The sequence below is a fragment of the Nocardia sp. CA-145437 genome (assembly GCF_050956485.1).
GTDB lineage: Bacteria > Actinomycetota > Actinomycetes > Mycobacteriales > Mycobacteriaceae > Nocardia.
This window is the reverse complement of sequence record NZ_CP191204.1, coordinates 5,993,865-6,005,959: the sequence shown is the minus strand read 5'-3', so window position 1 is coordinate 6,005,959 and position 12,095 is coordinate 5,993,865. Positions and strand designations below refer to the sequence as shown.

8 protein-coding genes are annotated in these 12,095 nt (G+C 69.6%); 4 read left to right on the top strand and 4 right to left on the bottom strand.

The genetic code is table 11. The features are described 5' to 3' along the window. Positions 1-145: 145 nt before the first annotated feature. Both ACQPYY_RS27910 and ACQPYY_RS27905 read right to left on the bottom strand, forming a co-directional pair. A complete protein-coding gene (locus ACQPYY_RS27910; protein ID WP_379093950.1) occupies positions 146-1,096 on the bottom strand; it encodes a TauD/TfdA dioxygenase family protein in 951 nt (316 codons plus the stop codon). 126 nt (positions 1,097-1,222) lie between these two features. Continuing rightward, positions 1,223-1,993 (bottom strand): deoxyribonuclease IV, encoded by a 771-nt coding sequence (locus ACQPYY_RS27905; protein WP_433591587.1) that lies wholly within the window; start codon positions 1,991-1,993, stop codon positions 1,223-1,225. A 320-nt stretch (positions 1,994-2,313) separates the two neighbouring features. Between ACQPYY_RS27905 and ACQPYY_RS27900 the strand changes: the two genes are divergently transcribed. The 4 genes from ACQPYY_RS27900 to ACQPYY_RS27885 all read left to right on the top strand — a co-directional run bounded on the left by ACQPYY_RS27900 (position 2,314) and on the right by ACQPYY_RS27885 (position 9,496). Continuing rightward, complete coding sequence (locus ACQPYY_RS27900) at positions 2,314-4,233, top strand: protein kinase domain-containing protein (RefSeq protein WP_433591586.1); 1,920 nt, start codon at positions 2,314-2,316, stop codon at positions 4,231-4,233. Between the two features lie 79 nt (positions 4,234-4,312). Next, positions 4,313-6,076 carry a protein kinase domain-containing protein gene (locus ACQPYY_RS27895; RefSeq protein WP_433591585.1) on the top strand — a complete coding sequence of 588 codons (1,764 nt, stop codon included), beginning with the start codon at positions 4,313-4,315 and terminating at the stop codon, positions 6,074-6,076. Positions 6,077-6,173: 97 nt separating this feature from the next. Next, the gene (locus ACQPYY_RS27890) at positions 6,174-6,965 is read left to right on the top strand and encodes an ABC transporter ATP-binding protein (protein ID WP_433591584.1); all 792 of its coding nucleotides are present in this window, start codon (positions 6,174-6,176) and stop codon (positions 6,963-6,965) included. Next, on the top strand, positions 6,965-9,496 hold the full coding sequence (locus ACQPYY_RS27885) for an ABC transporter permease (protein ID WP_379093965.1): 2,532 nt from the start codon (positions 6,965-6,967) through the stop codon (positions 9,494-9,496). Before ACQPYY_RS27890 ends, ACQPYY_RS27885 begins: the two co-directional genes overlap by 1 nt. Before the next feature lie 180 nt (positions 9,497-9,676). Here ACQPYY_RS27885 and chrA read toward each other — a convergent pair whose 3' ends face one another. Together chrA and ACQPYY_RS27875 are read right to left on the bottom strand one after the other, a co-directional pair. Beyond that, positions 9,677-10,858, bottom strand: a complete 1,182-nt coding sequence (gene chrA / locus ACQPYY_RS27880; RefSeq protein WP_433591583.1) for a chromate efflux transporter — start codon at positions 10,856-10,858, stop codon at positions 9,677-9,679. Positions 10,859-10,930: 72 nt separating this feature from the next. Continuing rightward, positions 10,931-12,076 (bottom strand): serine hydrolase domain-containing protein, encoded by a 1,146-nt coding sequence (locus ACQPYY_RS27875; protein WP_433591582.1) that lies wholly within the window; start codon positions 12,074-12,076, stop codon positions 10,931-10,933. Positions 12,077-12,095 lie beyond the last annotated feature (19 nt).

Genomic DNA, 12,095 nt, shown 5'->3' with positions numbered 1-12,095 from the left:
TCGTCGGACCGGCCGGCCATGGGGCGCGGGGTGTACGTGTGGCACGCGGCCCATGGCATCGAGTCGGGTCGGTCCGCGACAACGGGCAACAGCGGGTGAGTGGCAGCACCCGGTGTGGCCCGATCGCGGTGCTCCGCGCCGGGTTTCAGGCGGCGCGGGGCGTGACCTCCTCGATGATCGAGTAGTGCTCGGCATTGCCGGTGATGATGGTGCTGGGGTCGCCGTGCACGTCGACCGGCACGTCGCCCGCGAGGGTGATGCGGGTGAGGCGGCGGGGCTGGCCGTCGTAGTCGTCGATGGCGTAGTGCTGGGTGGCGCGGTTGTCCCAGATCGCGACATCGCCCAGCTGCCAGTTCCAGCGGGTGGTGTTCTCCAGGCGGGTGACGCGGTTCTGGAGGAGCTGGAACAGGGCCTGGGATTCGGCGGCGGAGAAGCCGACGAAGTTCTTCACGAAGTGGCCGAGCAGCAGGGCGCGTTCGCCGGTCACCGGGTGCACGCGCACCACCGGGTGCTCGGTCTCGTAGTAGCTGGACTCGAATTCCTCGCGGTAGGCCTTGATATTGGCGGTCACCTCCGCGTTCTCGCCGCGCGCCACCTCGGTCCGGTCGGCGGCGTAGTCGTAGGCGTTGGTGTGGCGGGCCCGCAGGTTCTCCACGAACACCTTGAGCGGCGCGGGCAGCGAGTCGTAGGCGGCCACGGTGGAGGCCCAGGTGGTGGAGCCGCCGTAGGACGGCAGGTGCACCGCGCGCAGGATGGACGCCTTCGGTACCCGGTCCACGAAGGTCACATCGGTGTGCCAGCTGTTGGCGCGGCCGTACTCGGAGTCGATGGGCAGGGTCTTGACGCCCTTGGAGGTGACGGTCGGGTGCGGGGTAGTGGGCGCGCCCAGCAGCTGTGCGAACTCGTACTGCCCGTCCTCGGTCAGGTGCTCCTGGCCGCGGAAGAAGATCACCTTGTGCTTGTGCAGCGCGTCCTGGATGGCCTGCACGGTCACCGAATCCAGGTCGCCGCTGAGCCGGACGCCGTCGATGCGCGCGCCGATCCTGCTGCCCAGCTGCACGACCGTGGGGGTGGAAGTTGCGTAATCGACGGACATGCCATGCCTTTCGCCCGATGGAGTCCGGCCCGGATTCGAGCCATGATCAGGACACCATCGGGTGCGCCGCCGAAACAGGTTCAGGATCAGCGGGATCGAAAGGACGGCGGCGGCCGCCGCGGGCGCTCAGCCCAGGTGTTCGCGCAGATACTTCAGATCGTCGGCCACGCCGTCGGCGGGTGTTTCCAGAATCACCGGCGCGCCCGCGGTGCGGCACACCTCCGCCAGCAACTGCGGATCGATGGTGCCGTCGGCGAAATTGGCGTGCCGGTCCGCGCCCGAGTCGAAGGCGTCGCGTGAGGAGTTCAGGTGCACCAGGTCGATGCGCCCGGTGATGGCTTTGATCCGCTCCACGATCCCGACCAGTTCCTCACCGCCCGCCCAGGCGTGGCAGGTGTCCAGGCAGAACCCGGCCCCGTACTCGCCGACCGCGTCCCACAGCCGCCCGATATCGTCGAAATACCGTGCCATGGCGTGATTCCCGCCGGCGGTGTTCTCGATCAGGATCGGCACCGGGAACCCGCCCTTGTCGGCCTGGCGTTCGAACAGTTTGCGCCAGTTGACGAATCCCTCGGCCATCTCCTCGTCGGAGCGGACGTGCCCGCCGTGCACCACCAGGCCGAACGCTCCCAGGTCGGCCGCGGCCTTGGCCTGTTGCGCCACCGCGTTGCGCGAGGGCATGCGCAGCCGGTTGTTCAGGCTGGCCACATTGATCTGATACGACGAGTGCACCACCACGTCGATGTCGCTGGCCTTGATCTGCTCGGTCAGCGGGTGGGGTGTGGGTTTGTCCCAGCTCTGCGGATCCACCACGAACATCTGGATGACATCGGCCCCGAGCTGCTCGCCGAAGCCGATCGGGTCGCTGTCCGTCCGGACGTGAGCTCCAATGCGCATACGCCCAGCGTATCCCCGACCCCCGACAGCTCAGGGCGGGTCCGGCCGGGACGACAAGCAAACGTTGAGTGTTGCGTTAGCGGGTCGTGCGTAGATAGTTCGGTAGGAATTCCGAAGCCCGGCCGATCAGAGGAGGTGAATACCGTTGCAGGCGAACGCTGCAGGTTCGCGCGGCGCGCCCGGCCCGGCGCGAGGCGCGGGTCGGATCGGCTACAGTTTCGGTGTTTTCCGGATCGGCCCGTTAACGATCACGCCGATCGTCTGTGGTACTCCGCACGCTGGTGGGTCCCGGCGCGTGGAGTGGGAAGTGGGAGATCGTCATGCTGTCCGAAGGTGACGTTTTTGCTGAGTATGTCATCGAGCGGCAGCTCGGCCGGGGTGGCATGGGTTCGGTGTACCTGGCCAAACACCCGCGGCTGCCCCGTCTGACGGCGCTCAAGCTGCTGAATCGGGAGATGGTCTTCGACAAGGAGGTCCGGGCCCGCTTCGAACGCGAGGCCGACCTGGTCGCCCAGCTGGACCACCACAACATCGTCACCGTCTACGACCGCGGGCTCGAGGACGGCCAGCTGTGGATCTCCATGCAGTACATCGACGGCATCGACGCCGCCAGCGTGAATCCGCAGACCCTGCCGCCCGAGCGGGCCGTGCAGATCGTCGCCGAGATGGCTGACGCCCTGGACTACGCGCACCGCAACGAGGTGCTGCACCGGGACGTGAAGCCGGCCAATATCCTGCTGGCCCGCTCCACCGGCGGTAAGGGCGAGCGGGTGTACCTGACCGACTTCGGCATCGCCCGCCTGCGCGACGACAGCGGTCATCTCACCCAGACCGGCACGTTCACCGCGACCCTCGCCTACGCCTCGCCGGAACAGCTGACCGGATCCGCGCTGGACGGCCGCTCCGACCAGTACTCGCTGGCGTGCACGCTGTTCTGGCTGTTCACCGGGTCGGGGCCGTTCTCGGCCACCAACCCGGCCGCGGTCATCCAGGGGCACCTGCAGAATCCGCCGCCGCCGCTGAGCAGCGCGCGGGCCGGACTACCGCCGAGCATGGACCTGGTGATCGCCAAGGCCATGGCCAAGCGGCCCGAGGACCGCTTCGCCAGTTGCAGCGACTTCGCGGCGGCCGCGCGCAGCGCGCTCGCGAATCCGAGCGCGCCCGCCATCCCGCTGGTCAACCGGACCGCGCCGCCCATGCCGGTCATGCCCTACACCGGGGGACCGGCCCCGGTCGCGCCGCTGACCGGTGGCGGCATGCAGACCGGGATGCCCATGTACACCGGTGGCGCGATGCCGACCGGCGGGCCGATGCAGACCGGTGGGCCCTTGCCGACCGGCAATCCGCTGACCGGCGGCGCGCACCAGACGGGGATGCCGGTCACCGGTGGCCCCATGCAGACCGCGCGCCCGCAGACCACGCCGCCGACCCCGGCCGTGCCGTATCCGGCTCCGACACAGGTCAATCCGGTCAATCCGGTCCCGCCCAAGCCGGTGACCGGCAGCTACACCGGCCACGGCACCAACCAGTACACGCAGCCCCCGGCCTACGGCTACGCGGGCCCTGGCCAGCAGCAGCGGCCGCCGATCGCGCCGCTCGCCGGGCCGATGCCGCCCAAGAAGTCCAATGCCGGGCTCATCATCGGCATCGTGGCCGCGGCCGTGGTGCTGCTGATCGTCCTGGTCGTGGTGCTGGCCGCGATAGGCAGCAAGGCGGGCGACGACAAGATGGGGTCGCCGACCATCTCGGCCACCACGTCGCCGGGGGCCGCGCCCAAGAGCGACAAGTCGATCGACTGGTCGACGGCGGCCAAGGAGTTCCCGAAGCTGTTGCCCGCCACCAAGACCGGCGGCAAGGGCATCAATGGCGCGACCTGCTGGGTGGCCGACTCACCGGTCTCCTCCGACGCCACCGACGGCACCCCCGACTTCGGCGACTGGAAGGTGCAGTGGCGCTGCTACGGCGGCAGCGACAACAAGGACCCCTTCTACCGCATCTTCGCCTACTCCTCGTCGGCCGCCGCGCAGTCGGTGGTGAAGGGCCTGACCGCCGACACCACCACCCAGGACACCAACGGCGGCAAGACCTACACCAACTACCAGATGACCGACGACAGCCACCCGCGCATGGTGACCGCCTTCACCGACCCCGGCCGCACCCAGTACCTGATGTACACCGACGGCCTGGTCGGCAGCATCGACGACGTCGTCACGTGGTGGAAGAGCGCCCCCATCAACTGAGCTGACCTGGGCGGATGACAGCCCCCGCGCGGGGCACGTAGGGTCGCGGACCGAAGCAGAGTCGGTCGGAAGGGTTCTTGTGCTGCGCAGCGGGGAGTTGTTCGCCGGGTACGAGATCGAACGTGAGCTCGGGCGTGGCGGCATGGGGGCGGTCTATCTGGCCCGGCATCCGCGCCTGCCTCGGCTGATCGCGCTCAAGCTGCTGGGCCGGGAGCTGTTCGGCGATGCCGAGATCCGGGGCCGCTTCGAGCGGGAGGGCGATCTGATCGCCCGGCTCGACCACCCGAACATCGTGCCGATCTACGACCGGGGCATCGACGACGCGCAGCCGTGGATCGCGATGCGCTATGTCGACGGGCCCGACGCGTCCCAGTTGGAGGCGGCGAATCTGCCGCCGCGCGAGGCGATCCGGATCATCGCCGAGACCGCCCGGGCGCTGGACTTCGCGCACAAGCGGGGAGTGCTGCACCGGGATGTCAAGCCCGCCAACATTCTGCTGGAGCGGGCCGACGGCGAGGAGCGGGTCTTCCTCGCCGACTTCGGTATCGCGCGCCTGCGCGACGACGCGAGCAAGCTCACCCAGACCGGCTCGTTCACCGCGACGCTGACCTACGCCTCGCCCGAACAGCTCTCGGGTCAGCCGCTCGATCCGCGGTCGGACCAGTATTCGCTGGCCTGCACCCTGTTCCGGCTGCTGACCGGGAACGTGCCGTTCGACGCCGAGCATCCGGTCGGCATCATCCACGGTCACCTGAACCAGGCGCCGCCGCCGGTGAGCGCGCTGCGGCCCGGGTTGCCCGCGGCCCTGGACGCCGTCCTGGCCCGGGCCCTCGCGAAACACCCTGAGGGACGGTTCGATTCGTGCGGCGAGTTCGCCGTCGCGGCGCAGGACGCGCTGGAGAATCCGGCGGGTGCGACGCAGTTCCTCGCGCCCGCGCCGCTCGGGCACAGCGGGCCGCCGGGACAATCCGGCCCGGCCCCCACGGCGGTGCTGAACGCCCCGGCGGGCGTCGATCCGAATTCCGTTCCGGGAGCGCGCCGGACGATGCGGTACACCGCGATGGCTCCGGTGACCACGCCCCCGCGTCCGCTGCCGCCGGCCCCGCCCGCGCCGCGTAGGAAGCGCTCCAGGCTGCGCGGTTGCCTGATCGGCGCGGCCGCGATCGTGGTGCTGCCTCTGGTGGGCATCGCGGGCTGCCTGGCCGTACTCGACCGGGCCGCGACCTCGAACACCCCCGTGACCACCACCGCCGCGCCCGCCCCGAGCACCGAGGAGGCGCCCGCGCCGGCCGAGACCACCGAGCCCGCCGGGATCCCCGAGCATTCGGGCACGGACGCCCAGCTGATCAGCCAGCGGTTCCCGCAGATGCTGCCGCCGGCCGACCCGGCCGCCGATACCAACTCCGGCATCGGCTACCAGGGCGCGGCCTGTACCACCTATCCGCGGTCCGCGCCGCCGCCCGAGACCGGTTCCGGCGATCCGGACCTGGGCGAGTGGGTGGTGGCGTGGAACTGCGCGGGCGGTGTCGGCCACCCGGCCTACCGGTTCGTCATGTACCGCTCGGCCGCCGACGCCGAGGCGGCGCTCGCCGCGCTGCCGGGCTACACCCGTTCCGACGTCAAGGTCCACGGCACCGTGTACACGAACTACCGGATCAACGACAGCGCGTTGCTGCGCCCGCGCCTGGTGACCGAATTCCACGCGCAGGACGGCAAGAAGGACGGAAAGAAGGACGGCAAGCACGCCGGGGACGGTCAGCACGTCTTCCTCATGTACAGCACCGGTTTCCTCGCCACCGATGACCAGTTGCTGGACTGGTGGCGGGCCGCCCCCATCAATTGAGGCCCCGACCCGGTCGTTTGTGTGGACTTGGTGAGGACACGGCCATCAGGGACATCCCGGATGGCATCCGCCCGCGAAGCTAGACACACTGGACTGCATGACTTCGAACGTCTCGGAATCCGTCACTCTCGACACAGGCACCGACACGGCCGCGGCTCGCGCGACCGACCTGGTGAAGGTCTACGGCTCCGGCGATACACAGGTCCGCGCGCTTGCCGGGGTCACGGCCGAGTTCGCGAAGGGGGAGTTCACCGCGATTATGGGCCCTTCGGGCTCCGGGAAGTCGACGCTCATGCACTGCCTGGCGGGGCTCGACGCGGCCACCGCGGGCACCGTCCACATCGGTGACACCGATCTGACCCGGCTCTCGGACAAGCAGATGACGAATCTGCGCCGTGACCGGATCGGCTTCGTGTTCCAGGCGTTCAACCTGGTCCCCACCCTGACCGCGCTGGAGAACATCACACTGCCGCTCGATATCGCGGGCCGCAAGCCCGACGAGGAGTGGCTCGCGACGGTGACCAAGCGGCTCGGCCTGAACGACCGCCTGACGCACCGGCCCGCCGAGCTGTCCGGCGGCCAGCAGCAGCGCGTGGCCTGTGCTCGCGCGCTGGCCGGCAAGCCGGACATCATCTTCGGTGACGAGCCGACCGGCAACCTGGACTCGCACTCCTCCGGGGAGGTGCTGTCCATCCTGCGCGCCGCGGTCGACGAGTTCGGGCAGACCGTGGTGATCGTGACCCACGATCCGCGCGCGGCCTCGCACGCCGACCGGGTGGTGTTCCTCGCCGACGGCCAGATCGTGGACGAGCTGCGCGAGCCCACCGCGGATTCCATTCTGGACAAGATGAAGTCGCTGGAGACGACGGCCGGGGAGGACGAGCTCTGATGGCCGGCTCCCCGATGCGCAAGGTCGCCTTGCGCAATCTCGCCGCGCACAAGGTGCGGCTGGTGCTGACCCTGCTGTCGGTGGTGCTCGGCACCGCCTTCATCTCGGGGTCGTTCATCTTCACCGACACCCTGCAGAGCACCTTCGACGGCATCTTCGCCAATCAGGCCAAGGGCGTGGACGTGCGGGTGCAGCCCAAGGGGCAGCAGTCGCTCGGCGTGCCGGACGATGTGGTGACCCGGATTTCCCAGATGGACGGCGTGCGGACCGTCGCGCCGAGCGTCAACGGGCCCGTGGTGCTGTTGAAGGACGGGCACGCCGTACAGACCGGTGGCGCACCGGCTTTCGGGCAGTCGTATCTGCCGCCGGACAAGTCGGTGGCCGAGCCGGAGAAGTACGTCGATGGGGTTCCGCCCACCAAGCCGGGTGAGATCTCCATCAACAACGGCGGCGCGGATCGGGCCGGTTTGAAGGTCGGCGATCGCACCCAGGTGCTGGTGCCGTCCAAGGGCAATGTCGATGTGACCGTGTCCGGCATCTACGAGATCGACGGCTCCTCCGATACCGGTGGCTTCGTGCAGTTGTTGTTCGAGGACACGCAGGCGCGTCAGCTGTTCACCGACGGAAAGCACGTGGCGTGGGTGGACGTCGCGGCGCGGCCCGGCGTGCAGGCCGACGATCTGCGCGACGAGATCAAGGCGGCGCTGCCCGAATACAAGGTGCAGAACGCCGACGAGGTGCGGGAGGATTTCAAGGCGCAGCTGGGCAACGCGCTGAAGTTCATCAACTACTTCCTGCTGGCGTTCGGGTCCATCGCGCTGCTGGTGGGCACGTTCATCATCTACAACACCTTCTCCATGCTGGTGGCGCAGCGGCTGCGGGAGCTGGCGCTGCTGCGGGCGGTCGGCGCGAGCCGGCAGCAGATCGCGCGGTCGGTGGTGGGGGAGTCGCTGATCGTCGGATTGATCGGCAGCGCACTGGGTCTGGCCGCGGGCGTCGGGTTGGCGTTCGGATTGTCCGGACTGCTCAACGCGTTCAAGCTGGGTCTGCCCACCGGGACCATGTCGCTGGAAACGCGGACCGTGGTGGTGGCGATCGTGGTCGGCACCGTCGTGACGGTGCTCAGCGCGTACGCGCCGGCGCGGCGGGCGGCGAAGGTGCCGCCGGTGGAGGCCATGCGGTCGGAGTCCAATTCGTCCGGAGAGTCGTTGCGGCTGCGGACCATTGTCGGCGCGGTGCTGGCGGTGGCCGGTGTGGTGCTGGTGGTCCTGGGCGCGCGCGGTACCGGCGGGACGGCCGCCTCGGTGGTCGGGATCGGCGCGGCCGCACTGATTCTCGCGGTGCTGTTCGCCTCGCCCGCGCTGTCGCGGCCGGTGGTGTCGGCGCTCGGGGTGCTGACCCGGCCGTTCGGCCCGGTCGGACGGATGGCGCGCAACAACGCGATTCGCAATCCGCGGCGCACCGCGGCGACCGCGTTCGCGTTGACGCTGGGCCTGATGCTGGTGTCCGCCATCGGCATGCTGGGGTCCTCGGCCAAGGCCAGCATCAGCGAACTGGTGGACCACGGTGTGAAGGCCGACTACATGCTGGCGGGCCCACCCGGCGGCCTGATCGGCGTCCCCCTCGCCGCCACCGCCACCGTCGCCCAGGTGCCGCAGGTCAAGGATGTGGTGGCCTTCCACGGGGTCGCGCTGAAGGTCGACGGCAAGCAGGTGCTGGGCACCGCGCCCGAGGGCCAGATGACCAAGGTGCTCGACTACACCATGCGGGAAGGCACCGACCAGCTCGGCGCCGACGACATCATGGTCTCGGAAACCTATGCGGCCGACCACGGTTGGCGGGTCGGCGACACCGTCGACATCACCAGCCTGGACTACCGCAAGTTCCCGGTCACCGTGGCGGGCGTCTACAAGGACACCCAGCTGCTGCAGAACCTGGTCACCTCCATGTCCCTGTACGAACGGACCGTGCCGGTCAGCTACCAGAGCAGCTTCCTGGTCCTGGTCGCCGCCCAACCCGGCGCGGATCTGCCGGCCATGCGCACCAACCTGGAGAAGGCCACCGAGCAGTACGTGATCGTCCAGGTCCAGGACCGCGAGGACTTCAAGGGCGCGCAGGGCAAGCAGATCGACACCCTGCTGGCCATCCTCTACGGCCTGCTGGCCCTGGCGGTGGTGATCGCCATCCTCGGCATCGTCAACACCCTGGCCCTGTCGGTCGTGGAACGCCGCCGCGAGATCGGCATGCTCCGCGCGGTCGGCATGCAACGCCCGCAGGTGCGTCGCAGCATCTACCTCGAATCCATGTTGATCGCCATCTTCGGCGCGGTGGTCGGCGTCATCCTCGGCATCGGCCTGGGCATCGGATTCCTCAGCACCCTGAAGGATCTCGGCATCGCGACCATCGCCGTCCCCTGGAGTCAGATCATCCTGATGCTCCTGGCCTCCGGTTTCGTCGGTGTGCTGGCCGCTCTGTGGCCCGCCATCCGAGCCGCCCGCACGCCCCCGCTGGCCGCTATCGCCGATCTGTAATCGGCTCCGAAACCCCAGGACGTCATCCCGTCGGTTCCCCCGCCCATGAAAGCGGGGGCCTTCGGAAATGACAACGTTTCACTAACGTGACTGGCCTGGGGGACGAGAGCCCGGGGTAGGGAGAAAGGGCCGACGCGGAATCCGCGTCGGCCCTTTGCTTTGCGGTCAGGTGATCGGCGGTCAGGTGATCGGGAGACCCACCGCGGCGGCGGCGATTCCGATGGCGGCGGCGGTCAGCAGGGTGCTGACCACGCCACGACGGGCGACCAGGAGGAAGACGGCGGCCGCGGCCAGGACGGCGAACTGCCAGGCATGCTGAAGGGCCAGGGCGAGGGGGATGGCGGAGCCGAGGATGGCGCCGATGACGGCCGGGCCGGCGCCCGCGAGAAAAGCCAGGACTCGGGGGTTTTCACGGAGCTGGTCGAAACGAGGGCCGCCGAAGAGGACGAACAGGAATGACGGGGTGAAGGCCACCAGGGCGGCGAGCAGGCCGCCGGGGATGCCCGCGGCGGCGTAGCCGACCACCGCGACCGTCTGCACGACCGGACCCGGGGTGATCTGGCCCAGGGCAACGGCATTGAGGAATTGGGCGTCGGTCATCCAGTGATAGTGGGTGACCGCGTCGGACTGCATGAGCGGGATGATGACGAAGCCGCCGCCGTAGGACAGGGCGCCGACCTTGAAGGCGACCCAGCTCACGGCCGCCAGACCGCCGAGGGTGGGCACGGTGAACGCCAAGGGCAGCGGTGCCGCCGGCGAGGTCGATCGGCCCGGAATGCCGGTACGGACAACAACTTCCAGGAGACCCGCGGCGACGAGGACGAGCACCAGCCACGGACCGATCAAGGCCGCGGCGAGCGCGCCCACCACCAGGTAAGCGATCCAGCGCAGGCGGGACGCCCGCTCCGTTCCGGCGCGCTGCCAGCTGGCGGGCACCAATCCGACGCCGGCGTGGACGGCCACCGCCGCCACGGCCGCCCCCGCACCGGCCGCCGCGCCGAGCGCCCAGCGCGGCACGCCGCCGGCGAGGAAGAACGCCGCCAACGCCAGAATGACCACGAGACCGGGCACGATGAAGCACACCCCGCCCACCAGCGCCCCGGCCGTTCCCCGCAGTCGCCACGCCGAGAAGATGGCCAGCTGGGTGGACGCCGGGCCCGGCAGCAGATTCGTCGCCGCGATCGCGTCCTCGAACTCGCTGGGCGCGATCCACTTCCGCTCCTCGACGCACAGCCGCCGCAGCAGCGCTATGTGCGTGGGCGGTCCGCCGAATCCGATGCACCCGATCCGCCCCCACTCACGGGCGATCGTGCTGAGGCGAACCTCGGCCGCCCGATCGCCCCGCCCGGCTCCGACATCCACGCCCGCAGCCCTCGCTCCATCGTCCTGGCCAGCACCGAAACCGCAGTACAGGCAGACGATAACAGTGTTCGGTTACGGGCACAGGGCGTGGTCGATCAGGGTGGCGGCCGCGGATTCCTGCGCCAGGATGTGCTCCGGGGTGTCGCCGAGGGCCTCCGACATGGAGACCACGGCGCTGCGGGCGCCGTCGCCGGTGACGCCATTGAGGGTGATGTAGCCGCCGTCGCCGCCCTCGTGGGACCAGTAGGCGCCGCCGCAGCTCAACGGGCGTTCGGCGAGACCGAGGCCGTATCGGCCACCCGGCCACATGGTTTCGAGGTCCCCGCTCACCGGCACGGTCCGCTTCATCTCCGCCAGCCGGTCGGCCGGGAGCAGGCGGCCGCCGAGCAGGGCTCGGAAGAAGGTGTTCTCGTCCTCGGTGGTGGTCACCCAGGAGAGGTTCTCCGGTTCCAGCGCGATCTGGTCGGTGACGTCGACTTCGGAACCGGGGCCGAAGAACTGGTAGGCGCGGGCGTGCGGCTGCGGGAGAGTGGGCGAGTCGCCGAGCCACCGGGTTCCGTGCAGGCGGAGCGGTGTGACGATGCGGTTCTCGATCTCGGTGTGAGCGGGTCGGCCGGTGGCGCGCTGGATGATCTCGGCGAGCAGGATGTAGCCGGTATTGGAGTACTGCCAGTTCGAGCCGGGCGCGAAGTCGGGCGCGTGGGCCATCGCCCGGGCGATCAGCTGGGCGGGGGTGTAGGTGTCGTAGCGCTGCCGGTAGTACTCGCCGGGTGTGGCGTACCCCGGCAGGTCGTCGTGAATACCGCTGGTGTGCTGCAACAGCTGGCGGAGGGTGATCCGGGTGCCGTCGTTCCCGTTGCCCCGCACCACATCCGGCAGCCACCGTTCGACGGTGTCGTCGAGGGTGAGCGAGCCCTCGCCCGCCAGTTGCAGGACCACGGTGGCGACGAGTGTCTTGGCGGTGCTGGCCATCCGGAAGTACCCGTCGGACGGGACGGGGTCGCTCGTCGCCAGGTCGGCCGTCCCGCTGGTGGCGACCGAGTGCGTGCCGTCGGGCTCGATGACGCGGGCCTGCACGCCGCTGATGCCGAGAGCGTGGATCGCCTCGGCGTCCTGGCGCAACCGCTGAGCGACGGAGGACTCCGCGGGCTGGGTGCAACCGACGGCCGTCCCGGCGATCAGTAGAGCTCCGAGGGCGGCGGCACAGCGTTTGACCATGGTTGAACGCTAGGTCCGC